Source organism: Pseudomonas sp. FDAARGOS_380 (genome assembly GCF_002591235.1).
Lineage (GTDB): Bacteria > Pseudomonadota > Gammaproteobacteria > Pseudomonadales > Pseudomonadaceae > Aquipseudomonas > Aquipseudomonas salmasensis.
The window spans coordinates 2,433,882-2,458,721 of the sequence record NZ_CP023969.1 but is presented as its reverse complement, the minus strand read 5'-3'; the positions used below and the strand labels follow the sequence as shown (position 1 = coordinate 2,458,721).

General features: G+C 61.3%; 20 protein-coding genes and 1 pseudogene. 12 read left to right on the top strand and 9 right to left on the bottom strand.

Annotated elements, in window-relative coordinates; translation table 11 throughout:
* Nucleotides 1–315 precede the first annotated feature (315 nt).
* The 7 genes from CRN80_RS11565 to bioB all read right to left on the bottom strand — a co-directional run bounded on the left by CRN80_RS11565 (nt 316) and on the right by bioB (nt 7,337).
* Entirely contained in the window at nt 316–2,121 is a 1,806-nt protein-coding gene (locus CRN80_RS11565) for a phenylacyl-CoA dehydrogenase (protein ID WP_014720204.1), read from the bottom strand.
* Nucleotides 2,122–2,439: 318 nt separating this feature from the next.
* Nucleotides 2,440–2,721, bottom strand: a complete 282-nt coding sequence (locus CRN80_RS11560) for a hypothetical protein (protein ID WP_020302162.1) — start codon at nt 2,719–2,721, stop codon at nt 2,440–2,442.
* A gap of 107 nt (nt 2,722–2,828) precedes the next feature.
* Nucleotides 2,829–3,509, bottom strand: coding sequence for a dethiobiotin synthase (gene bioD, locus CRN80_RS11555; RefSeq protein WP_047711931.1), 681 nt, complete (start codon nt 3,507–3,509; stop codon nt 2,829–2,831).
* Entirely contained in the window at nt 3,506–4,318 is an 813-nt protein-coding gene (bioC, locus tag CRN80_RS11550) for a malonyl-ACP O-methyltransferase BioC (RefSeq protein WP_098950184.1), read from the bottom strand. The genes bioD and bioC overlap by 4 nt, the downstream gene beginning before the upstream one ends.
* Complete coding sequence (locus tag CRN80_RS11545; RefSeq protein ID WP_098950183.1) at nt 4,311–5,042, bottom strand: alpha/beta fold hydrolase; 732 nt, start codon at nt 5,040–5,042, stop codon at nt 4,311–4,313. Before CRN80_RS11545 ends, bioC begins: the two co-directional genes overlap by 8 nt.
* Nucleotides 5,035–6,216 carry an 8-amino-7-oxononanoate synthase gene (bioF, locus tag CRN80_RS11540; RefSeq protein WP_098950182.1) on the bottom strand — a complete coding sequence of 394 codons (1,182 nt, stop codon included), beginning with the start codon at nt 6,214–6,216 and terminating at the stop codon, nt 5,035–5,037. Before bioF ends, CRN80_RS11545 begins: the two co-directional genes overlap by 8 nt.
* Before the next feature lie 65 nt (nt 6,217–6,281).
* Complete coding sequence (bioB, locus tag CRN80_RS11535) at nt 6,282–7,337, bottom strand: biotin synthase BioB (RefSeq protein WP_032894995.1); 1,056 nt, start codon at nt 7,335–7,337, stop codon at nt 6,282–6,284.
* A 92-nt stretch (nt 7,338–7,429) separates the two neighbouring features.
* Between bioB and CRN80_RS11530 the strand changes: the two genes are divergently transcribed.
* From CRN80_RS11530 to rarD, 5 genes are all read left to right on the top strand, one after another.
* On the top strand, nt 7,430–8,167 hold the full coding sequence (locus CRN80_RS11530) for a ComF family protein (RefSeq protein WP_098950181.1): 738 nt from the start codon (nt 7,430–7,432) through the stop codon (nt 8,165–8,167).
* A gap of 58 nt (nt 8,168–8,225) precedes the next feature.
* On the top strand, nt 8,226–8,990 hold the full coding sequence (locus CRN80_RS11525) for a TOBE domain-containing protein (RefSeq protein ID WP_098950180.1): 765 nt from the start codon (nt 8,226–8,228) through the stop codon (nt 8,988–8,990).
* 80 nt (nt 8,991–9,070) lie between these two features.
* Entirely contained in the window at nt 9,071–10,969 is a 1,899-nt protein-coding gene (locus tag CRN80_RS11520) for a PhoX family phosphatase (RefSeq protein WP_098950179.1), read from the top strand.
* A gap of 165 nt (nt 10,970–11,134) precedes the next feature.
* Nucleotides 11,135–12,109 carry a serine/threonine protein kinase gene (locus CRN80_RS11515; protein WP_098950178.1) on the top strand — a complete coding sequence of 325 codons (975 nt, stop codon included), beginning with the start codon at nt 11,135–11,137 and terminating at the stop codon, nt 12,107–12,109.
* A gap of 183 nt (nt 12,110–12,292) precedes the next feature.
* The gene (gene rarD, locus CRN80_RS11510; RefSeq protein ID WP_098950177.1) at nt 12,293–13,177 is read left to right on the top strand and encodes an EamA family transporter RarD; all 885 of its coding nucleotides are present in this window, start codon (nt 12,293–12,295) and stop codon (nt 13,175–13,177) included.
* Between the two features lie 222 nt (nt 13,178–13,399).
* On the opposite strand, the gene CRN80_RS11505 is transcribed toward rarD, so the two are convergent.
* A complete protein-coding gene (locus CRN80_RS11505; protein ID WP_032894984.1) occupies nt 13,400–13,912 on the bottom strand; it encodes a glycine cleavage system protein R in 513 nt (170 codons plus the stop codon).
* Between CRN80_RS11505 and CRN80_RS30580 the strand changes: the two genes are divergently transcribed.
* Together CRN80_RS30580 and CRN80_RS11500 are read left to right on the top strand one after the other, a co-directional pair.
* On the top strand, nt 13,911–14,135 hold the full coding sequence (locus CRN80_RS30580; RefSeq protein WP_125970770.1) for a hypothetical protein: 225 nt from the start codon (nt 13,911–13,913) through the stop codon (nt 14,133–14,135). The genes CRN80_RS11505 and CRN80_RS30580 overlap by 2 nt on opposite strands.
* A gap of 139 nt (nt 14,136–14,274) precedes the next feature.
* A complete protein-coding gene (locus tag CRN80_RS11500) occupies nt 14,275–16,452 on the top strand; it encodes a malate synthase G (protein WP_098950176.1) in 2,178 nt (725 codons plus the stop codon).
* 231 nt (nt 16,453–16,683) lie between these two features.
* Here CRN80_RS11500 and CRN80_RS11495 read toward each other — a convergent pair.
* Nucleotides 16,684–17,121, bottom strand: a pseudogene (locus CRN80_RS11495) (response regulator); the annotation flags it as partial.
* A 246-nt stretch (nt 17,122–17,367) separates the two neighbouring features.
* On the opposite strand from CRN80_RS11495, the gene CRN80_RS11490 reads away from it, so the two are divergent.
* The 5 genes from CRN80_RS11490 to CRN80_RS11465 all read left to right on the top strand — a co-directional run bounded on the left by CRN80_RS11490 (nt 17,368) and on the right by CRN80_RS11465 (nt 24,792).
* Nucleotides 17,368–19,290 carry a putative nucleotidyltransferase substrate binding domain-containing protein gene (locus tag CRN80_RS11490; protein WP_098952599.1) on the top strand — a complete coding sequence of 641 codons (1,923 nt, stop codon included), beginning with the start codon at nt 17,368–17,370 and terminating at the stop codon, nt 19,288–19,290.
* On the top strand, nt 19,287–19,994 hold the full coding sequence (locus CRN80_RS11485) for a PolC-type DNA polymerase III (RefSeq protein WP_098950175.1): 708 nt from the start codon (nt 19,287–19,289) through the stop codon (nt 19,992–19,994). Before CRN80_RS11490 ends, CRN80_RS11485 begins: the two co-directional genes overlap by 4 nt.
* A gap of 154 nt (nt 19,995–20,148) precedes the next feature.
* On the top strand, nt 20,149–20,667 hold the full coding sequence (locus CRN80_RS11480) for an RNA polymerase sigma factor (protein WP_003194824.1): 519 nt from the start codon (nt 20,149–20,151) through the stop codon (nt 20,665–20,667).
* The gene (locus CRN80_RS11475) at nt 20,664–21,632 is read left to right on the top strand and encodes a FecR domain-containing protein (RefSeq protein WP_098950174.1); all 969 of its coding nucleotides are present in this window, start codon (nt 20,664–20,666) and stop codon (nt 21,630–21,632) included. The genes CRN80_RS11480 and CRN80_RS11475 overlap by 4 nt, the downstream gene beginning before the upstream one ends.
* 721 nt (nt 21,633–22,353) lie before the next feature.
* Nucleotides 22,354–24,792 (top strand): TonB-dependent siderophore receptor, encoded by a 2,439-nt coding sequence (locus CRN80_RS11465; protein WP_098950173.1) that lies wholly within the window; start codon nt 22,354–22,356, stop codon nt 24,790–24,792.
* Nucleotides 24,793–24,840: the final 48 nt, after the last annotated feature.

Below are 24,840 nucleotides of genomic sequence, written 5' to 3'. Positions count from 1 at the left end.
GTAAAACTCCGACCCGCAAACAAATAATGGCACTGTGCCTCTAAGCGGTCAGTTAAGCACAACCGACCGGGCATGTATCACATTGCCATCACTGTAACGGCAGCGGGTTGCAATCCCTGAGTGCCTTACTGCGGTTTTTTATGCGCGCCTTCTGTAGGAGCGAGCTTGCTCGCGAAGATCCCATAGGCACCGCGCTTATCCAGAATGCCCGCGTTATCGTTAGCGACCTTCGCGAGCAAGCTCGCTCCTACAGGAGTGCAAAAAAAACCGCCGCGTCCCGAAGGAGGCGGCGGTTTTTTAGGGACCCGGTAAGGCTTAGTAAGCCAGGCCGAAGTCTTCTTCTTTCATGTCCATCAGGTTGTTGGCGCCCGACAGCATGGTTGCCACGTGGGTGCGGGTACGCGGCAGGATGCGCTGGAAGTAGAAACGCGCAGTCTGCAACTTGGCGGTGTAGAACGCCTCTTCGCTGGTGCCGGCGGCCAGTTTCTCGGCAGCCAGGCGCGCCATGTCGGCCCAGAAATAAGCCAGGCACGCGTAGCCGGAGTACATCAGGTAGTCCACCGAGGCGGCGCCGACTTCTTCGCGGTCTTTCATCGCGGCCATGCCGACCTTCATGGTCAACTCGCCCCACTCTTTGTTCAGTGCCGCCAGCGGTGCAACGAACTCTTTGACCGCGTCGTTACCTTCGTTGGCCTGGCAGAACTTGTGCACGATCTTGGTGAAGCCCTTGAGCGCTTCGCCTTGGGTCATCAGCACTTTACGGCCGAGCAGGTCCAGCGCCTGGATGCCGGTGGTGCCTTCGTACAGCATCGAAATGCGGCTGTCGCGAACGTTCTGCTCCATGCCCCACTCAGCGATAAAGCCGTGGCCACCGTAGATCTGCACGCCGTGGTTGGCCGATTCAAAACCGACTTCGGTCATGAACGCCTTGGCGATCGGGGTCATGAAGGCCAACAGGGCATCGGCCTGCTTCTTGGCTTCGTCGTCGGTGCCGTACTTGACGATGTCCACTTGCTTGGCGGTGAAGTACACCATCGCACGGTTACCTTCGGCGAAGGCTTTCATGGTCAGCAGCATGCGGCGTACGTCAGGGTGCACGATGATCGGGTCAGCGGCTTTGTCCGGTGCTTTCGGGCCGGTCAGGGAGCGCATTTGCAGGCGATCACGCGCATATTTCAAGCCGCCCTGGAAGCCGATCTCGGCGTGAGCCAGGCCTTGCAGCGCGGTGCCCAGGCGAGCGGTGTTCATAAAGGTGAACATGCAGTTCAGGCCTTTGTTCGCCGGGCCGATCAGGAAACCGGTGGCCGCGTCGAAGTTCATCACGCAGGTGGCGTTGCCGTGGATGCCCATCTTGTGTTCCAGGGAACCACAGGTGACCGCGTTGCGCTCGCCCACCGAGCCATCGGCATTGGGCAGGAACTTGGGCACGATAAACAGCGAAATGCCTTTGGTGCCGGCCGGTGCGTCCGGCAGGCGGGCCAGTACGATGTGGACGATGTTGTCGGCCATGTCGTGTTCGCCGGCCGAGATGAAGATCTTGGTACCGGAGACTTTGTAGGAACCGTCAGCCTGAGGCTCGGCCTTGGTGCGCAGCATACCCAGGTCGGTGCCGCAGTGTGGCTCGGTCAGGCACATGGTGCCGGTCCATTCGCCCGACACCAGCTTGGTCAGGTAAGCGTCTTGCTGCTCGGGGGTGCCGTGCTCGGAAATGGTGTTCATCGCGCCATGGGACAGGCCAGGGTACATGCCCCACGACCAGTTGGCTTCGCCGACCATTTCGCTCACAGCCAGGCCCAGGGATTCCGGCAGGCCTTGGCCACCGTGCTCCACGTCGTGGGCCAGGCTTGGCCAGCCGCCTTCGACGAATTGTTTGTAGGCTTCTTTGAAGCCCGCTGGGGTCTTAACGCCTGACTCACTCCAGGTACACCCTTCGATGTCGCCCACGCGGTTCAACGGTGCCAGTACTTGCTCACAGAACTTGGCGCCTTCTTCGAGGATGGCGTCGACCATGTCCGGGGTAGCGTCCTGGCAAGCCGGCAGGCTCTGATAGTGCGCTTCATAACCGAGCAGTTCGTCACGAACGAAGCGAATATCACGCAAGGGGGCCTTGTAGTCAGGCATAGCGATAAACCTCTGCTGATGTAGCTGGGATGAACAACCGCATGGATTTGTTATGGCGGTCAAACAGGTGTTTGAAACATACGTTTACGACCCAGGGTTGTCAAGCGTCGGCCAGATGCCGTTTGTCTTGACGCGGGTCAGCGTCAGGCACGCTAAGGCCTGAGGCGGGATGCCACACAGAATTTTCAGGAAAGATGAAGCTTTTTGTAGGAGCGAGCTTGCTCGCGAAGGACATCAGCACACCGTGCTAGTCCAGGCGGTACGCGTTATCGTTGGCGTTTTTCGCGAGCAAGCTCGCTCCTACAGGGTGGGACGGGATCAGGCGTAGGTATCGATCAAGGTACCGAGCATTTCATCCGAAGCCTTGGCGACTTTCGCCCCCAGTTCGACTTGAAACTTGCCCTGGGCCATTTCCACCATGTTGCTCGCCGAGTTGGACGCTTGGGCGCGGTCATTGGCTTGCAGACGGTCGCTTTGCGCGGCCGATGGCTGGGTGGTCGCGGCGCTGGCAATCTTGCCGGCCGCCTGGTCGACGCGGTTCTGCCCGGTCTGAATGGTGCTCAGGCCCGAATAAAACGCGCTGCTTCCAGAGATGTCCATGGCGTAAGCCTGCCTTTGAGAAAATCGTGAAACTGGATTGAAGCAGACATCCTGGCAAAAGGCCCGTCAAAAACACTAATGGCATATTGCCTTAGCGATAGCCAAAATCAGTCAAGCAGGTCCAGCTCCAAGTACTCGGCCACCGCGGCAGCCCCGGCGTGCTTGAGTTTCGGCACCCGCCCCAGGCAGGGCGCTGGTAAACGCTCAGCCAGGGTGGCGAGGTTCTCTTCCAGACGAGAGGTCTTGGGGTCGATGATGTTTGCCACCCAACCCGCCAGCGGCAAGCCGTCCCGCGCAATGGCTTCGGCGGTGAGCAACGCGTGGCTGATGCACCCCAGGCGCACGCCCACCACCAGGATCACCGGCAGCTTGAGCGCCATGGCCAGGTCCGACAGATTGGCCTGGTCGGCCAAGGGCACGCGCCAACCGCCCGCCCCTTCGATCAAGGTGAAGTCCGCGCCCCGTGCCAGGATCTGCTGCATCGGCTTGAGCAGCGATTGCACCGTGAGCCCGACGCCCGCCTCGCGCGCCGCCAGATGCGGCGCGATAGCCGGCTCGAAGGCCACCGGGTTGACCTCGGCATAACTGAGCGGCACGGAACACTCAGCCAGCAGCGCCAAGGCATCGGCATTGCGCAGGCCCTTGGCCGTCAGTTGGCAGCCAGACGCCACCGGCTTTCCGGCGGCCGTGCTTTTGCCGGCGAGCCTGGCGGCATGCAACAGGCCGGCGGCGATGGTGGTTTTGCCAACATCGGTGTCTGTACCGGTGATGAAGTAAGCGGCGCTCATAGCGGTTTCTCCAGTACGGCATACACCACTTGGTACGTGGCGGGCAGGCCCTGGGCCTGGCGGAACTGCTCGTAGGCCTCTACCAGCGCGACAATCCGCGCACGGCCCGTCAACCCTCCCGGGCGGCCTGGGTTGAGGTTATGGGCGCCCAATGCTTTGAGCTCATGGGTCAGGCTGCGCACATCCGCGTAATGCAACACATGGGGCTGTCGCTCCAGGCTGATCACGCGCAGACCACTGGCCGCACACAGTTGCTGATAAGCCTCGAAGGTGCGGAAGCGATTGACGTGGACCAGGCCGTCCGCCGCCCGCCAACTCTCGCGCAACTCATCCAGGGTGCCTACGCACAGGCTGGCAAAGGCCAGCACGCCACCTGGTCGCAGCACACGCTTGGCTTCACTGAGCACTGCATCAAAATGGGCACACCACTGCACCGCGAGGCTGGAGAACAGCAGCTCGAAGCTATCAGCTGCAAGCGGCAAGCGTTCTGCATCGCCAGCCACGAAATGCGCGGCGCCGCCCAGTGGCCTCGCGTGGTTGAGCATGCCCTCGGCAATATCCAACGCCACACCCTGGCTACCGGGCAAACGCTCGCCCAATACGCGGCTGAAGTAACCCGTGCCACAGCCCATGTCCAGCCAACGCTGGGGCACCAGCCCGTGCGGCAAGCGGCTGAGCAGTTCATGCCCGACAGCACGCTGCAACTCGGCCACGCTGTCGTAACTGGCCGCCGCACGGGAGAACGAGGCCGCGACCTGGCGCTTGTCCGGCAAGCCCCCAGGCAAGGGCGGGTGGGATAGGTCAGTCATCAACACACTCATGCAAAAAAGCCTGGATAGCCCCGGCGACTCCGTGAGGGTCTTCCAGAAGAAACGCGTGACCGGCCTGTTCAATCAGGCCGATTTCTACATCGGGGAGCAAGGCCAGCAGGTCACTGGCGGCTTCGGCAGGCACCAGCTCATCCAGGCCGGCAAACAGGTGCAACTGTGGGCCGCGAAAAGCCTGCAAGGCCGCCCGCGTATCCAGTTGGGCCAGCAGTTCCAGGCCGGGCATCAACACGCTGGGGGAGGTATTCGGCGCACCGCTGACCAATAAGCGCGACAAGCCGCGTGGGTCTTCGGCACCCTTGGCGCACAACAGGCCAAAACGCTTGAGCGTGACTTGGGAATCAGCATGACAGCCGGCCAAGAATGCATCGAAGGTTTCGGCAGGCATCCCATGGGGCCAGCCATCATGGGCGACGAAGCACGGGTTGCTCGCCAGGGTAAGCAAGCCGCAGCACCGCTCGCCACGGCGCGCCGCCAACTCGGACGCGAGCGTGCCGCCCAGCGACCAGCCCCCGAGCCAGGCGTTGTCCGGCAGCGTCGCATCGAGTTCGTCGAGCCATTCACCGAGCTCGCTGGCCTCAAGCGCCGGCAAGGGTTCGATCTGTACCTGCAAATGCTCGTTCAGGCCGTGCAACGCAGCGGCCAACGGCTCCAGCGGTGACACACCCAGGCCCCAGCCCGGTAGCAATATCAGTCGATTACGCATGGCCAGGCTCCGAGTCGCCTAATAAGCGAAAACACGCTTGCAACCCCTCTAACAGTAGCTGCACCTGCGCCTCGCTGTGGGCTGCCGTCAATGTCACCCGCAGACGGGCACTGCCGGCGGGCACGGTCGGTGGGCGAATGGCGGTCACCATCAGGCCGCGCTCGCGCAGCATCTGCGACAGGCGCAGTGCCCGGGCGCTGTCGCCAATCAGGATCGGCTGGATCGGCGTAAAGCTGTCCATCAACGCCAGGCCTATCTGCTCGGCGCCATGGCGGAACTGGCGAATCAACGCGTTGAGGTGCTCGCGTCGCCAATGTTCGCTGCGCAGCAGTTCCAGGCTTTTGAGGGTGGCGCAGGCCAGGGCCGGTGGCTGGCTGGTGGTGTAGATATAGGGGCGGGCGAATTGGATCAGGCTCTCGATCAAGTCCTCACTGCCAGCCACAAAAGCCCCGGCGGTGCCGAACGCTTTGCCCAAGGTGCCAACCAGCACGGGCACGTCGTCCTGGCTCAAGCCGAAATGCTCGACGATACCGCCGCCGTTGGCGCCCAGCGGGCCGAAGCCATGGGCGTCATCCACCATCAGCCAGGCCCCTTTGGCCCGGGTTTCACGGGCCAGCGCGGGCAGGTCGGCGAGGTCGCCGTCCATGCTGAACACACCGTCGGTGACCACCAAGGTATTGCCGGTGGCTTTCTCCAGGCGCTTGGCCAGGCTGCCCGCGTCGTTATGCAGGTAGCGGTTGAAACGCGCACCGGACAGCAAACCGGCATCCAGCAAAGACGCGTGGTTAAGCCGGTCTTCCAATACCGTATCGCCCTGCCCCACCAGCGCCGTGACCGCGCCGAGGTTGGCCATGTAACCGGTGGTGAACAGCAAGGCACGCGGGCGACCGGTCAAGTCAGCCAGGGCTTCTTCCAGCTCATGGTGCGGCGTGGCGTGGCCCACCACCAAATGCGAAGCACCGCCCCCAACGCCCCAACGGGACGCACCGGCGCGCCAGGCTTCGATCACTTGCGGGTGACTGGCAAGGCCCAGGTAATCGTTATTGCAGAAGGCCAACAACGGTTGCCCGTCCACCACCACCTGCGGGCCTTGGGGGCTCTGCAGCAAGGGGCGCTGACGGTAAAGATGGTCGGCACGGCGGGCAGCGAGGCGCGCGGCGAGATCGAAAGACATGCTGGCCTCGATTTAACAGGTTCAACTGGGTCCAATGGGGGAGCTGGAATGCATTCCAAAGGTGGTTACACCACAGCGTTGTAGAACTGCTCGCTGCTCTTTTGCTCCACCAACGCCTGCTCGATCGCCGCCTGGTGCACTTCGTCGGCATGCTCTTCACGGGCTTCGGGCAGGATGCCCAGGCGTGCGAACAGTTGCATGTCTTTGTCAGCCTGGGGGTTGGCGGTGGTCAGCAGTTTGTCGCCGTAGAAGATTGAGTTGGCACCGGCAAAAAACGCCAGGGCCTGCATCTGCTCGTTCATGGCTTCGCGGCCGGCCGACAGGCGCACGTGGGACTGCGGCATCAGGATGCGCGCCACCGCCAGCATGCGGATGAAATCGAAGGGGTCGATGTCATCGGCGTTTTCCAACGGCGTACCCGCTACCTTCACCAGCATATTGATCGGCACCGATTCCGGATGCTCCGGCAGGTTGGCCAGTTGGATCAGCAAGTTGGCGCGGTCGTCGAGAGACTCGCCCATGCCGAGGATGCCGCCCGAGCAGATCTTCATCCCCGACTCACGCACGTACGCCAGGGTTTGCAGGCGCTCGCTGTAGGTGCGGGTGGTGATGATCGAGCCGTAGAACTCAGGCGACGTATCGAGGTTGTGGTTGTAGTAGTCCAGGCCGGCCTGGGCCAGGGCTTCGGTCTGGTCCTGGTCGAGGCGACCAAGGGTCATGCAGGTTTCCAGGCCCATGGCCTTCACGCCTTTGACCATTTCCAGCACATAGGGCATGTCTTTGGCCGATGGATGTTTCCACGCCGCGCCCATGCAGAAACGCGTCGAACCGATGGCCTTGGCGCGAGCGGCCTCCTCGAGGACCTTCTGCACCTCCATCAGCTTCTCTTTTTCCAGGCCAGTGTTGTAGTGGCCTGACTGCGGACAATATTTGCAATCTTCCGGGCAGGCGCCGGTCTTGATCGACAACAGGGTCGACACCTGCACGCGGTTGGCGTCGAAATGCGCGCGGTGCACGGTCTGCGCCTGGAACAACAGGTCGTTGAAGGGCTGCACGAACAGGGCTTTGACTTCAGCTAAAGACCAATCGTGACGCAGGGTGGCAGAGGTGCTGGCGCTCATGGGCGATTCCTTGATTATGCTTTGGCAAGCGCTGTGGGAAGGGCAATACCCACAGGCACGACACGGATGCTCGGCATATTTAAGGAAGATCCATGCACTGTCAACCCAAGTACAAACACCAGGTTTACATCTGGTTAAAAAACATACAATCCTGTTTGATTTGCGATGAGTGCACCGAATCGGCCGAGGCCGTGTGCAGCGCCTGCGAAACGCAATTGCCATGGCTGATGGAACAATGCGAGCGCTGCGCCCTGCCCTTGCCCATGGATGGGTTGATCTGCGGCCAGTGCCAAAAACAGCCTACGGCCTTTCACCAAGTGGTCGCGCCATGGACCTACAGTTTTCCCGTGGATACCCTGATCAGCCGCTTCAAGCATCAGGCGCGTTGGCCGCTGGGGCACCTGTTGGCGCGCCTGCTGGGGCAGCACTTGCAGCATCGCTTCGATAACGGCGAACTGGAGCGCCCCGACTGCCTGCTGCCCGTGCCCATGGCGCGTAAACGCCTGCGCGAACGCGGCTTTAATCAAGCGTTGATGCTGGCCCGCTGGCTCAGTCACGCCCTCGACATTCCCTTTGATGAGCATGCGCTGTTGCGCCCCCATGAAACCGTGGCGCAGCAAGACCTCGATGCCAAGACCCGCAAACGCAACCTGCTCAACGCCTTCGCCCTGGCCCCCGGCATCCAGGTTGCCGGGCAGCATCTGGCGCTGGTAGACGACGTCCTCACCACCGGCGCCACAGCCCACAGCCTGGCGCGCTTGTTGATAAATGCCGGCGCCCGCCAGGTGGACGTGTATTGCCTGGCCCGTACGCCCAAACCCGGCAGCTGACTTGACTCCCCCGCGCCAGCGCGGCAACGTCGGCGCATCTCACCCAAGCGTATCTGCCATGTCTGTGCCCAGCCCTCTCAGCCAACACATCATCCGCCGCCCCCAGCGTATTGCCTTGCTGGGGCATATCGCTGAACAAGGTTCCATCACCCGTGCGGCCAAGAGTGCCGGGTTGAGTTACAAGGCCGCCTGGGACGCCATCGATGAACTGAACAACCTGGCGCAAAAACCGCTGGTGCAACGCAGCGTCGGCGGCAAGGGCGGTGGCGGCGCCAAACTGACGCAAGAAGGTGAACGGGTGCTGCGCCTTTATCAGCGCCTGCAACTGCTTCAGGCCGAAATCCTTGGCTCGGACGAAGCGGCCAGCGACTTCAACCTGCTGGGCCGCTTGATGCTGCGCACCAGCGCGCGCAACCAATTGCACGGCCAGGTCAGCGCCATAGAGAGCCATGGCCACAACGACATGATCCGACTGCAATTGGCCGGCGGTCTGCATCTGGATGCACAGATCACCCACGACAGCACCCTGCGCCTGGAACTGCAGACCGGCGTGGAAGTGGTCGCCCTGATCAAGGCCGGATGGCTGGAATTACTGGCGGACGGGCAAACCGAAACACTTGGACACAATTGCCTGGGAGGCAGGATTGAGACCATTCTCGCCGCCGAAGACGGCCCCAGCGAGGTGCGTATCGCCCTGCCCAACGGCCAAGTGTTGTGCGCACTGGCGCAGCCCGTCGCACTCAAGGCCATCGACGCAGCGCAGGGCCAGGCGATCCGCGTGCAGTTTGCACCCAGCCATGTGTTGCTCGGCACCCCGGTGTAACGGGCCCGCGTCTTCAAGCTGCAACAATTCGGTCACAAGCGCTGCTTAAGGTGTCTGCAAAAACCTTAAAGGAGCCTGTGATGAGCCTATTAGAAGAACACCAAGCCACCGACCTTGAACAGATGGTGGGCCTGACCCGCCGTCGCTTTATCGGCGCAGGCGCCTTGTGCGGCGCCGCGATGTTCCTCGGCGGTAACCTGCTGAGCCGTAGCGCCCTGGCGGTGAATGCCGCTTCCGCCAGCCCGCTGCTGGGGTTCACCAGCATCGCCGCCGCCACCAGCGACACCATCACCCTGCCACCGGGCTACAGCGCTTCGGTGCTGATCAGCTGGGGCCAGCCCCTGCACAAGAACGCCCCAGCCTTCGACCCGACCGGCCATGGCACCGCCAAGGCCCAGGAACAACAGTTCGGCGACAACAATGACGGCATGAGCCTGTTCCCATTCCCTGGCGACGACAACCGCGCGCTGATGGCGATCAACAACGAATACACCAACTACCGTTACCTCTTCGCTCACGGCGGCGCGCCGCAATCCGCCGAAGACGTGCGCAAGGCCCTGGCCAGCGAAGGCGTGTCGGTGATCGAAGTACGGCGCCAGGGTCACACCTGGCAGTTCGTCCAGGACTCGCGCTACAACCGGCGCATCCACGGCAATTCACCGCTCCGCTTGAGCGGCCCTGCTGCCGGCCATGATTGGCTGAAAACCAGCGCCGACAAGACCGGCAAAAAAGTTCTCGGCACGTTCCAGAACTGCGCTAACGGCAAGACTCCGTGGGGCACCTACTTGACCTGCGAAGAAAACTTCACCGATTGCTTTGGCAGCAGCAACCCGCAGCAAACCTTCGACGCCGGGCAGAAGCGCTACGGCGTGGTGGCCGCCAGCAAGGACATCAACTGGCATCCGCACGACCCGCGCTTTGATATGGCCAAGAACCCCAACGAACTCAATCGCCATGGCTGGGTGGTGGAAATCGACCCGTTCGATCCGCAATCCACCCCGGTCAAACGCACGGCCTTGGGGCGCTTCAAGCACGAGAACGCAGCCCTCGCCGAAACCCGTGACGGCCGCGCCGTGGTGTACATGGGCGACGATGAACGCGGTGAGTTCATCTACAAATTCGTCAGCCGCGATCAGATCAACCACACCAACCCGAAGGCCAATAAAGACCTGCTCGACCACGGCACCTTGTACGTGGCGATCTTCGACGCGGGCGACGGCAACGCCGACCACCCCAAGGGCAAAGGCCAGTGGGTTGAACTCACCCATGGCAAAAACGGCATCGACGCCAGCAGCGGGTTCGCCAACCAGGCCGAGGTCCTGATTCACGCGCGCCTGGCCGCCAGCGTGGTGAAAGCCACACGCATGGACCGCCCGGAATGGATCGTGGTCAGCCCCACCGACGGCCAGGTCTATTGCACCCTGACCAACAACGCCAAGCGCGGCGAAGAGGGCCAGCCGGTGGGCGGCCCCAACCCACGGGAGAAAAACGTCTACGGCCAGATCCTGCGCTGGAAAGCCGACGCCGATAACCACGGTGCCACGGACTTCACCTGGGACCTGTTCGTGGTGGCCGGCAACCCCGGCGTACATGCCGGCAACCCCAAGGGTGGTTCGTCCAACATCAACCCGCAAAACATGTTCAACAGCCCCGACGGCCTGGGCTTCGACAAAGCCGGGCGCCTGTGGATCCTCACCGATGGCGACTACAGCAACGCCGGCGACTTTGCGGGCATGGGCAATAACCAGATGCTGTGTGCCGACCCGAGCACCGGTGAAATCCGTCGCTTCATGGTGGGGCCGGTGGCGTGTGAGGTGACGGGGCTCAGTTTTTCGCCGGACCAGAAGACGCTGTTCGTGGGCATTCAACACCCAGGGGAAACCGGTGGTTCGACCTGGCCGGAACACCTGCCCAACGGCAAGCCGCGCTCCTCGGTGATGGCGATTCGGCGGGATGACGGCGGGATCGTAGGCGCCTGACACACCGCTATCCCTGTAGGAGCGGGCTTGCCCGCGAAGACCGTCAACGATAACGCGGGGAACCTGACTCCCCGCGCCGCTCTCTGGTTTTTCGCGAGCAAGCTCGCTCCTACAGCGTTACCATACCCGGCCGGACGCGGCGCCCTGCTGCGCGCAGGAGTTCGCATGGCCCACCCGTTTGAAACACTCACCCCAGACCTGGTGCTCGACGCCGTCGAAAGCATCGGTTTCCTCAGCGACGCGCGGGTTCTGGCGCTCAACAGCTACGAAAACCGCGTGTACCAAGTGGGCATCGAAGACGCCGAACCGCTGATTGCCAAGTTCTATCGCCCCCAGCGCTGGACCAACGAGGCGATCCTGGAAGAACACCGCTTCACCTTCGAACTGGCCGAATGCGACGTACCGGTGGTCGCCCCCATGGTCCACAACGGCGAGAGCCTGTTCGAACATGCAGGTTTCCGCTTCACCCTGTTCCCCCGCCGTGGCGGCCGCGCGCCGGAGCCTGGCAACCTCGATCAGCTTTATCGGCTTGGGCAACTGCTCGGGCGTTTGCACGCGGTGGGCTCCACCCGCCCGTTCGAACACCGCGAAGCCCTGGGGGTGAAGAATTTCGGTCATGACTCCCTTACCACCCTGCTTGAAGGCAACTTCATTCCCAAGAGCCTGCTGCCGGCTTATGAATCCGTGGCCCGCGACCTGCTCAAGCGTGTGGAAGAGGTTTACAAGGCCACCCCGCACAAGAACATCCGCATGCACGGCGACTGCCACCCCGGCAACATGATGTGCCGCGACGAGATGTTCCATATCGTCGACCTGGATGACTGCCGCATGGGCCCGGCGGTGCAAGACCTGTGGATGATGCTGGCGGGCGACCGCCAGGAATGCCTGGGCCAGCTCTCGGAGCTGATGGATGGCTACCAGGAATTCCACGACTTCGACCCACGCGAACTGGCACTGATCGAACCGCTGCGCGCCCTGCGCCTGATGCACTACAGTGCCTGGCTGGCGCGACGCTGGGACGACCCCGCATTCCCCCATAGCTTTCCGTGGTTTGGCAGCGAGCGGTATTGGGGTGACCAAGTGCTGGCATTGCGCGAGCAACTGTCGGCGCTCAATGAAGAACCGCTGAAGCTCTTCTGAACGCGTTCCATGATCGCGCCCACGCTCTGCGTGGGCGCGCATCCTGTGACGCTCCGCGTCACGATTTAAGAGCAGACGCAGAGCGTCCAAGGCGGCGTTACCACGCAGAGCGTGGGAACGAGCGTTGTCTGACAAATATCCTTACAATTGCGCTTTGTTAGCTGCCTAAGCAAGGATTCTGCAATGCAAGCCGCCAACCCTCGCAAGGGGTACATCCTGGGCCTGAGCGCCTATGTCATCTGGGGTCTGTTCCCGCTCTACTTCAAAGCCATCGCCAGCGTGCCCGCCGCCGAGATCATCGTGCACCGCGTATTGTGGTCGGCGCTGTTCGGTGGGCTGTTGCTGCTGGTGTGGAAACACCCTGGCTGGTTCCGCGAGCTGCGCGACAACCCCAAGCGTCTGGCGATCCTGGCCCTCAGTGGTTCGTTGATCGCCGCTAACTGGCTGACCTATGTGTGGTCGGTGAACACCGGGCGCATGCTCGAAGCGAGCCTGGGTTACTACATCAACCCGCTGGTAAATGTGCTGCTGGGCATGCTGATCCTCGGCGAGCGCCTGCGCCGTTTGCAATGGGTGGCTGTCGGGTTGGCTGCGGCGGGTGTGGCGCAGCAGGTGTGGCAGGTCGGTAGCCTGCCGTGGGTGTCGCTGGCGCTGGCGCTGACGTTCGGTTTCTACGGTTTGATCCGCAAGCAGGCGCCGGTCAAGGCGCTGCCAGGGCTGGTGGTGGAAACCTGGATGCTGGTACCCATTGCCATCGCCTGGTTGCTGTTCAACCCCACCGCCCACAGCGCGCAACTGGCGTTCTGGAGCACCTCCGAGGCCTGGTGGCTGGTGGCCGCAGGCCCGGTCACGCTGATCCCCCTGGTGTGCTTCAACGCCGCTGCACGGCATTTGCCCTACACCGCCCTGGGCTTTTTGCAGTATGTGGCGCCGACGCTGGTGTTGCTCGAAGCCGTGCTGTTGTTCGGTGAACACCTGGCACCGAGCACGCTGATTGCCTTCGCCTTTATCTGGGCCGGGCTGGTGGTGTACAGCCTGGATGCCTGGCTGACCGTGCGCAAACGCTGATCAAATAACGTACAAACCTCTGCAAGCCACAGCATTCGTGGCTTGCAGCGTTCCACCCCAAGGTTATCCACAACCTGATCCCCGCCATTTGTGCACAAGCCCTTGAAACTGCTCGTTTTTTGCTCAACTTGCGCAGATGCCCGGCGGGCGCGGCCTAGGGTCGGGTCTCTACAGGTTATCCACAGGCCCATGCAAGATTTCGATGCATAACCTTGTAGCTCGTTACTCCTCCTGACGCAGCTCCACCATCAAGTCATCGGCCAAGGTTTCCAAAGCCTCTTGCAAGGTTTCCAGCGACAGCGTGGCCGGCACTTGCAGCAACGCCTCGGCGTTGAACAGCGGATCACCACTCATGGGCGCCGGGCGCACATCGGTGCTCAGGCGTTCCAGGTTGACACCCTGCTGGCTCAACAGCGCGGTGATCTCACGCACGATGCCCGAGCGGTCATTGCCCACCAGGGTCATCAGGATCGGCTTGGACGCCGCTGCCTGCCCGCTGCTGCCCTCACCCACCAACACGCGAATGCCGTGTGTGGATAAGTCCTCCAGCGCCCCCACCAATGCCTGGCGCTGCTCGCTCGGCACGCTGACCCGCAGGATCCCGGCAAACTGCCCGGCCATGTGTGCCATGCGGCTTTCCAGCCAGTTACCCCCATGACTGGCGATGTTCTGCGCGATGCGCTCAACCAGGCCGGGTTTGTCGGCGGCGATAATAGTGAGTACAAGATGGTCCATGGCGAAATACCTCGGTGCTATTCCTGTAGGAGCGAGCTTGCTCGCGAAGGTCGTCAACGATAACGCGAAAAAACTGACACTTGCGGTGCTCTCAGGTTTTTCGCGAGCGAGCTCGCTCCTACAAAGTGGACGCGCGGTCGCTCGAAGACAAATCGTGTACCATTTTGATATTTATCTGGAACAATCCAATAGTTTTTTGAGAACATCCGGTTCTCCGCTGTGACCGTACGACCAAAGTGGGTCGCTAAACGACGTATTTAGTCTAATTTTCACAACCGCAAGTCATCATGTAGTATGCCCAACCGTGCACTACATAATGAAAATCTGAAAAAGCGCATAAGCTCCGCAGAGTGAGGCAAGCAATGACTGAACACGTTCAAGTCGGTGGCCTGCAGGTCGCCAAAGTCCTGTTCGACTTCGTGAATAACGAAGCCATTCCCGGTACCGGCATCACTGCCGACCAGTTCTGGGCCGGTGCCGACAAGGTCATCCATGACCTGGCCCCGAAGAACAAAGCCCTACTCGCCAAACGCGACGACTTCCAGGCGCGGATCGATACCTGGCACCAGACCCACGCAGGCCAGGCCCATGACCCGGTGGCCTACAAAGCCTTCCTGCAAGACATCGGCTACCTGCTGCCAGAAGCCCCAGACTTCCAGGCCTCGACCCAAAACGTCGATGACGAGATCGCACGCATGGCCGGCCCACAGTTGGTCGTGCCGGTGATGAATGCCCGCTTCGCCCTCAATGCCTCGAATGCGCGCTGGGGCTCGCTGTACGACGCGCTGTATGGCACCGACGCCATCAGCGAAGCCAACGGCGCCGAGAAAGGCAAGGGCTACAACAAAGTGCGTGGCGACAAGGTGATTGCCTTCGCCCGCGCCTTCCTCGACGAAGCCGCGCCGCTCAGCGCCGGCAGCCACGTCGATTCCACCGGCTACAAGATCGTCGATGGCAAGCTGATCGTCAGCCTCAAAGGCGGCAGCAACAGCGGCCTGCGTGACGATGCCCAGTTGATCGGCTTCCAGGGCCCTGCGGCCGAGCCGATTGCAATCTTGCTCAAGCACAATGGCCTGCACTTCGAAATCCAGATCGACGCCAGCACCCCAGTCGGCCAGACCGACGCTGCCGGCGTCAAAGACGTGCTGATGGAAGCCGCGCTGACCACCATCATGGACTGCGAAGACTCCGTGGCGGCTGTGGACGCCGACGACAAAGTGGTGATCTACCGCAACTGGCTCGGCCTGATGAAGGGCGACCTGGCCGAAGAAGTGGCCAAGGGCGGCCAGACCTTCACCCGCACCATGAACCCTGACCGCGTCTACACCGGCGTGGATGGCAGCGACGTGACCCTGCACGGCCGTTCGCTGTTGTTCGTGCGCAACGTTGGCCACTTGATGACCATCGATGCGATCCTCGATAAAGACGGCAACGAAGTACCGGAAGGTATCCTTGACGGCCTGATCACCAGCCTGGCGGCGATCCACAGCCTCAACGGCAACAACACCCGCAAGAACAGCCGCACCGGTTCTGTGTACATCGTGAAACCGAAGATGCACGGCCCGGAAGAAGCCGCGTTCACCAACGAACTGTTCGGCCGCATCGAAGAGGTGCTGAACCTGGCGCGCAACACCCTCAAAGTCGGGATCATGGACGAAGAGCGCCGCACTACCGTGAACCTCAAGGCCTGCATCAAGGCGGCCAGCGAGCGTGTGGTGTTTATCAACACCGGTTTCCTCGACCGCACCGGCGATGAAATCCACACCTCCATGGAAGCCGGCGCGATGGTGCGCAAGGCGGCCATGAAGGCGGAAAAATGGATCGGCGCCTATGAGAACTGGAACGTCGATATCGGCCTGAGCACTGGCCTGCAAGGTCGTGCACAGATCGGCAAAGGTATGTGGGCGATGCCCGACCTGATGGCGGCGATGCTCGAACAGAAAATCGCCCACCCACTGGCCGGCGCCAACACCGCCTGGGTACCTTCGCCAACGGCCGCGGCCTTGCATGCGTTGCACTATCACAAGGTCGATGTGTTTGCCCGCCAGGCCGAACTGGCCAAGCGCGAGCGCGCCTCGGTGGACGATATCCTCACCATTCCTTTGGCCAGCAACACCGATTGGTCCGAAGAAGAGATCCGCAACGAACTGGACAACAACGCCCAGGGCATCCTTGGCTATGTGGTGCGCTGGATCGACCAGGGTGTGGGCTGCTCCAAAGTGCCGGACATCAACGATGTCGGCCTGATGGAAGACCGCGCCACCCTGCGTATTTCCAGCCAGCACATCGCCAACTGGCTGCGCCACGGCATCGCCAACGAAGCCCAAGTGATGGAAAGCCTCAAGCGCATGGCGCCGGTGGTAGACCGTCAGAATGCCGGGGATGCGTTGTACCGCCCACTGGCTCCGGATTTCGACAGCAACATCGCGTTCCAGGCAGCGGTGGAGTTGGTGATTGAAGGGACCAAGCAGCCCAATGGCTATACCGAGCCGGTGTTGCACCGCAGGCGTCGGGAGTTCAAGGCCAAGAACGGCCTGTAATGGTAGGAGCGAGCTTGCTCGCGAAAAACGTCAACGATAACGCAGGCACCTTGGACAAACTCGGTGCCTGTGCATTCTTCGCGAGCAAGCTCGCTCCTACAGATGCAAAAAAGCCCTGATCGAAAGATCGGGGCTTTTTAATTGAAACTACTTTTTCTTGCCCCAAGGGTGTCTGTGCGGCTTCTGCGGTTGCTTGGGAGAAAGGGTTTTTTCATTTCCTTCAGGCATTGCGATGCCCAACTCCCGCTTCACCAGCTTCGCCAACTTCACGCTATCAATCGGCTTGAGCAAGAAATCCACCACGCTCAAATGCATCGCATCAATCACATCCGGGGCTTCCGCGTCGCCAGACATGATGATGATCGGCAACGCCGCACGGGTGGACTCACGCACCTGGCGGATCAATTCCAGGCCATTGCTGGGCGCCATGCGCAGGTCGGTGATCAACAAACCGATGGAACTGTGCGTCTTCAACAACTCCCACGCTGCCTCGCCACTTTCGGCTGTCATGCAGCGAATACCGTCGAGCCCAAGGATTTCCGCCAACAGTTCACGCGCGTCCTTGTCGTCGTCCACGATCAATACGCGTTGGGGGGGTAAATCGGGCTCCAGCATCACGGCGCTCAGCGCCTCGCGCTCGGCATCACTCAAAATATCGTGGTCGGACATACGTTTCTCAGCAGTTCTCATCAATCTCCCAGCACACTCGTCAGACATCTGCGGAAGGGCGATCAATGTGCACTTCGTCGGAAAGTTTGCCTAGTGGGCGTTCTACGGGTTTTGGACGATTGTCATGTAAGGTTTTTCCCTAGTTTTGCGCGGTATTCCTCGACCTAGACTTACGTCCAATGGGCACCCACCGCGCAGGAGTCGACCATGCAGCACGATAACGACAAAAACACTGCGGTCACTGTTATGAGTAAAGCTGATGCATTCGCACAGGCGGGTAAAACCGCGGTGTTGCAGAACATCCACGGCACCCTGCAATTCCTGCAACGCTTCCCGCCGTTCAACCAGATGGAACAAGCGCACCTGGCCTTCCTGGTGGAACAGTGCCAGCTGCGTTTCTACGGCCCTGGCGACAGCATCCTCAAACCGTCGGGCGGCCCGGTCGAGCATTTTTATATCGTCAAGCAGGGGCGGGTCGTGGGTGAGCGCCCAGACTCGGCAGACACTACCTTTGAAATCGCCACCGGCGAATGCTTCCCCCTCGCCGCCTTGCTGGGTGAACGCGCGACCCGCACAGAACACAAAGCCGCTGAAGACACCTTTTGCCTGCAATTGAACAAGCCGGCCTTTATCAAGCTGTTCGCGCTGTCCAGCCCGTTTCGTGATTTCGCCTTGCGCGGGGTCAGCAGCCTGCTCGACCAGGTCAACCAGCAGGTACAGCAAAAAGCCGTGGAAACCCTCGGCACCCAATACTCCTTGAATACCCGCCTGGGTGAATTGGCCATGCGCCACCCGGTCACCTGCAGCCCGCACACGCCGTTGCGTGAAGCGGTGACCTTGATGCACGAACAGCAGGTCGGCAGCATTGTGATCGTCAACGAACACAAGGCGCCCTTGGGCATCTTCACCCTGCGCGATCTGCGCCAGGTGGTCGCCGACGGCACCAGCGACTTCAGCCAGAGCATTGCCGGGCACATGACCCAGGCACCGTTTTACTTGAGCCCGGAGCACAGCGCGTTCGACGCGGCCATCGCCATGACCGAGCGGCATATCGCCCATGTGTGCCTGGTGCAAGATCAGCGCTTGTGTGGCGTGGTCTCCGAGCGTGACTTGTTCTCCTTGCAGCGCGTGGACCTGGTGCACCTGGCCCGCACCATCCGCAACGCGCCCCGGGTGGAAAACCTGGTGGCGATTCGCGGTGAAATCGGCCAGTTGGTGGAGCGCATGCTCGCCCATGGCGCCTCATCCACCCAGATCACCCACATCATTACGCTGCTCAACGACCACACCGTGTGCCGGGTGATCGAGCTGACCCTCGCGGAAAAAGGCGACCCCGGCGTGCCCTTCAGTTGGCTGTGTTTTGGCAGCGAAGGCCGTCGCGAGCAAACGCTGTACACCGACCAGGACAACGGCATCCTGTTCGAGGCCAAGGACGCCGTCGAAGCCGCCGACTTTCGTGGCCGCTTGCTGCCCCTGGCGCAGCACATCAACCAAAGCTTGGCGCTGTGCGGCTTCAGCCTGTGCAAGGGCAATATCATGGCCGGCAACCCCGAGCTGTGCTTGTCCCGCGTGGAGTGGGCGCGGCGCTTCGGCGCGTTCATTCGTGAGGCGACGCCGGAAAACCTGCTGGGCTCAAGCATCTATTTTGACTTGCGCGTGGTGTGGGGCGACGAGCGCGGTTGCGAGCAACTGCGCCAGGGCATTCTCGATCAGGTGGCGGATAACCGCTTGTTCCAACGTATGTTGGCCGAGAACGCACTGCTGCGCCGCCCGCCGGTGGGGCGTTTTCGCGAGTTTGTGCTGACCCGCAAAAATGGCGAAAAAGCCACCCTCGACCTCAAGGTGCAGGGCCTTACGCCCTTTGTAGACGGCGCGCGCCTGTTGGCGCTGGCCAATGGCATCCACGCCAACAACACCCTGGAACGCCTGCGCCAATTGGTGGACAAGGCCGTGATCGAGCCCCTGGATGGCGCCGCTTATGAAGAGGCCTACCACTTTATCCAGCAGACCCGTATGCAGCAGCATCAATTGCAGACCCGCGAGAACCTGCCCTATTCCAACCGCGTCGACCCCGACAGCCTCAACCACCTCGACAGGCGCATCCTGCGTGAGTCCCTGCGCCAGGCCCAACGCCTGCAAAGCAGCCTGAGCTTGCGGTATCAGCTGTGAGTTTGTTTGGCTGGCTGCGCGCCAAAAAGCCTGGGCTCAACGCTGCGCAACAGCAGCGCCTGGAGCAGTTACCCAAGCCCGCCGAACTGGGCAACGGCACATTGCGCAGCCAGCGCTGGGTGGTGGTGGACCTGGAAACCAGCGGCCTGAACCTTCACCGCGACCAGGTGCTGTCGATCGGCGCCGTGGTCATCGAAGACGGTGCGGTGGATTTTTCCCAACTGTTCGAACGTACCCTGCAGCGCACCGACACCAAGCTCAGCCCCAGTGTGCTGATCCACGGGCTGGGGCCCAGTGCAATCGCCGCCGGCAGCGACCCGGCCGAGGCGTTGCTGGATTTCATGGCGTTCGTGGGCGACAGCCCTCTGCTGGCCTTTCATGCGCCGTTTGATCAACACATGCTGTGCCGGGCGCTCAAGGACAGCCTGGGGTATCGCCTGGCCCATCCATTCCTGGATGTAGCAGACCTGGCCCCACTGTTGTGCCCCGAGGCGCACATTCGCGAGGCCGGGCTGGATGATTGGCTCAACCACTTCAGGCTACAGGCCGGCGAACGCCATCACGCCAGCGCCGATGCATTGGCGACGGCGGAGCTGATGCTGATCCTGTTCAGCCGTGCGCGGCAGCAACAGATCGACACGCCCCAGGCGCTGCAAGCGCGTTTGGCCCAATGGAAACGGCGCAAACAGTCCCCTTCCCTTTAACGCTTCGCGCCCGACGCGGAGCATCGCGGGATGCATTCCCACGCAGAGCGTGGGGACGATCTCCCGACAGACGCCAATTGCGCCCACTCCACGCCTCTGCGACAATCGCGAATAATTCTCGTTAGTTTAAACCTCTTGTTTATTCGGTGATGCCTTGTCGTCGGTCCAGACCCCACGCAGTGAGCTTGTTGGTGCGTTATATCGCGACCACCGTGGCTGGCTGTTGGCTTGGCTGCGACGTAACGTGGCGTGCCCGAGCCGTGCCGAAGACCTGAGCCAGGACACCTTCATGCGCCTGCTGGGCCGTGATGAGCTGCGCGAGCCCCGCGAACCGCGGGCGTTCCTGGTGGCCATCGCCAAGGGTTTGCTGTTCGACTACTTCCGTCGTGCAGCTTTGGAGCAGGCCTACCTCACCGAATTGATGCTGATCCCGGAAAGCGAGCAGCCTTCGCCGGAAGCCCAGCAACTGATCCTCGAAGACCTCAAGGCCATCGACCGCCTGCTCGGCAAACTGTCGAGCAAGGCCCGCGCCGCGTTTCTCTATAACCGCCTCGACGGCCTGGGCCACGCCGAAATCGCCCAGCGCTTGGGCGTGTCAGTGCCCCGCGTGCGCCAATACCTGGCCCAGGGCATTCGCCAGTGCTACATCGCACTGTATGGCGAGCCGTCGTGACTGCCATCGGCTCCAAACCGGTGTCGTCGCGCGTGCTGGATGCCGCGATTGCCTGGCAACTGTCCCTCGACTCTGGCAACGGCAGCGCGGTGGAACGGGAAGAGTTCAGCAAGTGGCTGGCCAGCGATGAGGAACATGCGCGCGCCTGGCGCCAGTTAGGCATGCTCGACCAGCGTTTCAGCGTGGCCTCGGGCCCGGCCCGGGCGGCGCTGCTGCAATCGCGCCACGGCATCCGCCAGCGCGTGCGCAAACTGGGCCGGGGCCTGGCCAGTATCGTTGTGGTGTGCGGCCTGGCGCTGTTTGCCGGTGAGCGTTACGTACCTATCCACTATTGGCTGGCCGACCAACGCACCGCCACCGGTGAACAACGCACGCTGAAACTGGCGGACGGCACACGGGTCAACCTCAACACCCACAGCGCCATTGATGTGCGCTTCGACGAAACACGCCGCTTGATCGTGTTGCAGGCAGGCGAAATCCTCGTCGAAACCGGCCACGACGATTCACGCCCGTTCTACGTGCAAACCCGCGACGGCAGTCTGCGGGCGCTGGGCACCCGGTTTATCGTCAAGCGCGAAGACGATGCCACGCGCCTGAGTGTGTTGCAGTCAGCCGTGGCCGCCCAGCCCGAGGCGTTGCACCAGGAACAGGTGTTCAAGGCGGGCCAGCAGGTGCTGATGCGCAGCGACGGCCTTGGCTCATTGCTGGCCGTCACCCCGGGAACCGATGCCTGGACCCGCGGCATGCTGGTGGTCGACAACGCCCGGCTGGGGGATGTGATCGAGGAATTGGCGCGCTATCGCACCGGCTACCTGGGTGTGGATAAGTCCGTGGCCGATTTGCGCATCACCGGCAGTTTCCCGCTGCACGACACCACGTTGGCATTGAATGCGCTGTTGCCGACCTTGCCGGTGCAGATCGAGCAGCACACGCCGTGGTGGGTGACCGTCAAGGGTAAGCCTTAGGTCCTGCAGCGCCTGGGCGATTGCTATCGCAGGCAAGCCAGCTCCCACATTTTGAACTGCGAACACCATCAACTGTGGGAGCTGGCTTGCCTGCGATGAGCATAGGTATCTACACAACTTTGTAGCCTGTAGCTGCCGACGGTAACCACGATGCGAAGCGAGTCGCTCTTGATCTTGATCTGCTTTTGATCTTAGGCGCCCCGTTAAACCACGCTGGCCGGAATTCGACAGGGATTTGGGGGGTAAACCGGCAGGGATGCCGGTTTAGCCGCCCCGCGCCATGGATGGCGCGTGGCGGCGGCCCCCCAAATCGCTGTCGGATTACGGGCACACCGAGCCTAAGCGAGGTGCCGAGTGGTGGGGCAAGAGCCTTTTGCTTACTTTTGGGCTCTTTTCAAAAGTGAGCCGCCGTCAGGGCGGAACCCTAAGTGGCCGTTACCGCAGAAATGGATATGTACTCGGTATAACTGTGTCGGCTGTCAGGCCGCCTTCGCGAGCAAGCCCGCTCCCACAGTTTGATCGTGGTGTGTCAGGTAGATAGGCGTCGGCTGTCTAATCCTCAAGGGAGCAATAGCGTCGTGCCGAAGTTGTGTAGATACCTATGCTGCGATGAGGCCCTCAAGCACACCTCAGTAAAATTTTTTCACTTGGCCCTATCACTTTTCGATTCTCGCTCGGCACCTAGGCAATTGAGAAATATTTCCATTCAGGAGCCGCCCGTATGTCCCGCACGCTAGACACCTTGTTGCGCCCCAGCCTGTTAGCCGTGGCGATCGCCCTCAGCGCCCCGCTCGCCAGCACCCCGCTGATCGCCGCAGAACAAGCCTCCAGTGTGCGCGCCTATAACCTGCCCGCTGCGCCACTCGCCACCACCCTGAACCAGATCGCCAGCCAGGCCGGCCTGGCCCTGACCCTCAACCCCGCACTCGCCGCCGGCAAGACCTCGGCACCGGTCAAAGGCCAGTTCGATGCGCAGGGCGCGTTGCGTGAGGCCTTGCGGGGGACGGGGCTGCAGTTGGAGCAGAGTACGGCGGGGACTTTTACCTTGGCCGCGATTCCGCAAGGGGTTGTGGCGTTGCCCGAGACCAGCATCATTGCCCAGGGCGACTATGAAAGTGCCTGGGGACCGGTGGATGGCTATGTCGCTACTCGCACAGCGGCGGGCACAAAGACTGATACTCCTATCGCCGAGCTGCCCCGTTCCGTCACGGTCATTACTCGCCAGCAAATGGAAGACCGCTCCGTTCTCAACCTTAATGACGCCCTGCGCTACACGGCCGGCGTGCAGAGCAGTGGCTATGGCTCCGATTCGCGCAGTGATTGGTTACTGGTTCGCGGTTTTGTCCCGACCCAATTCCTCGATGGTCTGCCTTTGCCCAAGGGTAACTACGCCACGCCGAAAATCGATACTTGGAATCTGGAACGCATCGCCGTGCTGCGAGGCCCCGCTTCGTCGGTCTACGGGCAAACCCCACCCGGCGGCTTGCTGGATATGGTTAGCCGTCGCCCCGAGGCCGAAAGCTCAAACGAAATTGAAGTGCAGGCAGGCAGCAACAACCACAAGCAGATCAACTTCGATAGCACCGGCAAAATCGACGACGAAGGCCAGTTCCTTTACCGAATCAGTGGCGTCGTGCGCGACAGCAATACGGCGGTAGACCACATCCCGGACAAGCGATACAACGTTGCCCCCAGTCTCACATGGAATATCAACGACGACACCAAGCTGACCTTGCTCACCCAATTCACTCGCGACGATACCGGTATCACCGGTCAGTTCCTGCCGCTGCAAGGCACCAAATTGAGCTCGCCAGCTGGCAAGATTTCCCATCATAAGAACCTGGGCGATCCAGACTGGGAGTTCTATGACCGCACTTACTACGCCCTGGGCTACGCGTTTGAAACGCGCCTGAACGACACTTGGCAGTTCCGCCAGAACCTGCGATATACCAAGAACGACTTGTCGTTCCAGGGCCTTACCGCCGGGGGCGCGTTCTTTCCGAATGGCCCGGAAGCTGCAGTTGATGCCGACGGCAACGTAAGTCGCTCCGCCGGCAAGGTCGATGAGGACATCGGCCAGTTCGCAGTCGATAACAATTTTCAAGCTAACTTCCAGACCGGTCCTGTAAGTCATACCCTGTTGCTTGGTCTCGACCACCAGCGCTCCGACAGCAATGCACGCTGGCTATGGGGTTCAGGCGGTGTACCCACTATTAACTTCAATCGACCGGTGTACGGACAGGACTTTTCCAAGGTCCAGTACTTCACCATGTATGACTACAACCAAAAAACCCAGCAGACCGGTCTGTATGTTCAAGACCAGATGGCCCTCGATAACTGGCGCTTGACCCTCGGCGGACGCGAAGACTGGGTACACACAGGCACCATCTTCCACAACTTGAACGACGCCACCAATACTCAACGTGACAAGCATTTCAGCGGTAACGCCGCGCTGAGCTATGTCTTCGACAACGGCATTACTCCGTACCTGTCTTACGCCGAGTCATTCCAGGCGGGTTCAGGCACTCAAGTAGCCAGCACGGGGGCTTTCAAACCAACTGAGGGCAAGCAATACGAAGTCGGTGTCAAATACCAGCCACCTGGCACCAAAGCCTTGTTTACCGCAGCGGTGTTCGACCTGACTCAGCAGAACACCTCGGTTACAGAAGGCAGCATCACGCGCCAAGTTGGCGAGGTTCGGGTTCGCGGCTTGGAACTTGAAGCCAGCGCAGACGTTACTGAAAGCCTAAAGCTGGTGGGCTCCTACACCTATAACGATAGCGAAATCACCCAAGGCGCAGCCGCTGAAAAAGGAAATCGTCTGAACCAGTTGCCTCGCAATCAAGCCACAGGATGGGCCGATTACACTTGGCGCAGCGGCCTGCTGGACGGTTTCGGTGTAGGTGCGGGCGTACGGTATGTCGGTGACACTTACGGCAACGCTGCCAACACCGAACTCGGCCACGTAGGGTCCTACACCGTCTACGACGCCTCGGTGCATTACGATCTTGGCCGTGTAAGCAATGTTATGAAGGGCGTAACGGTGGCCGTCGACGCCAAGAACATCTTCAACAAGGACTATCTGTCCACCTGCGATGGTTTCTACTGCTACTACGGCGACCAACGTAACGTCGTAGCCAGCGTGAACTACAAATTCTAAGACGGTGAAAAACCGCTGATAAAGGGCCGCCTGAACCGCGGCCCTTTT

What these genes read in the sequence shown, in the direction of transcription:
- CRN80_RS11565 (WP_014720204.1), bottom strand. Translation starts at nt 2,121, where the DNA reads ATGCCTGACTACAAGGCCCCCTTGCGTGATATTCGCTTCGTTCGTGAC.
- CRN80_RS11560 (WP_020302162.1), bottom strand. Translation starts at nt 2,721, where the DNA reads ATGGACATCTCTGGAAGCAGCGCGTTTTATTCGGGCCTGAGCACCATT.
- bioD (WP_047711931.1), bottom strand. Translation starts at nt 3,509, where the DNA reads ATGAGCGCCGCTTACTTCATCACCGGTACAGACACCGATGTTGGCAAA.
- bioC (WP_098950184.1), bottom strand. Translation starts at nt 4,318, where the DNA reads ATGACTGACCTATCCCACCCGCCCTTGCCTGGGGGCTTGCCGGACAAG.
- CRN80_RS11545 (WP_098950183.1), bottom strand. Translation starts at nt 5,042, where the DNA reads ATGCGTAATCGACTGATATTGCTACCGGGCTGGGGCCTGGGTGTGTCA.
- bioF (WP_098950182.1), bottom strand. Translation starts at nt 6,216, where the DNA reads ATGTCTTTCGATCTCGCCGCGCGCCTCGCTGCCCGCCGTGCCGACCAT.
- bioB (WP_032894995.1), bottom strand. Translation starts at nt 7,337, where the DNA reads ATGAGCGCCAGCACCTCTGCCACCCTGCGTCACGATTGGTCTTTAGCT.
- CRN80_RS11530 (WP_098950181.1), top strand. Translation starts at nt 7,430, where the DNA reads ATGCACTGTCAACCCAAGTACAAACACCAGGTTTACATCTGGTTAAAA.
- CRN80_RS11525 (WP_098950180.1), top strand. Translation starts at nt 8,226, where the DNA reads ATGTCTGTGCCCAGCCCTCTCAGCCAACACATCATCCGCCGCCCCCAG.
- CRN80_RS11520 (WP_098950179.1), top strand. Translation starts at nt 9,071, where the DNA reads ATGAGCCTATTAGAAGAACACCAAGCCACCGACCTTGAACAGATGGTG.
- CRN80_RS11515 (WP_098950178.1), top strand. Translation starts at nt 11,135, where the DNA reads ATGGCCCACCCGTTTGAAACACTCACCCCAGACCTGGTGCTCGACGCC.
- rarD (WP_098950177.1), top strand. Translation starts at nt 12,293, where the DNA reads ATGCAAGCCGCCAACCCTCGCAAGGGGTACATCCTGGGCCTGAGCGCC.
- CRN80_RS30580 (WP_125970770.1), top strand. Translation starts at nt 13,911, where the DNA reads ATGGCGAAATACCTCGGTGCTATTCCTGTAGGAGCGAGCTTGCTCGCG.
- CRN80_RS11505 (WP_032894984.1), bottom strand. Translation starts at nt 13,912, where the DNA reads ATGGACCATCTTGTACTCACTATTATCGCCGCCGACAAACCCGGCCTG.
- CRN80_RS11500 (WP_098950176.1), top strand. Translation starts at nt 14,275, where the DNA reads ATGACTGAACACGTTCAAGTCGGTGGCCTGCAGGTCGCCAAAGTCCTG.
- CRN80_RS11490 (WP_098952599.1), top strand. Translation starts at nt 17,368, where the DNA reads ATGAGTAAAGCTGATGCATTCGCACAGGCGGGTAAAACCGCGGTGTTG.
- CRN80_RS11465 (WP_098950173.1), top strand. Translation starts at nt 22,354, where the DNA reads ATGTCCCGCACGCTAGACACCTTGTTGCGCCCCAGCCTGTTAGCCGTG.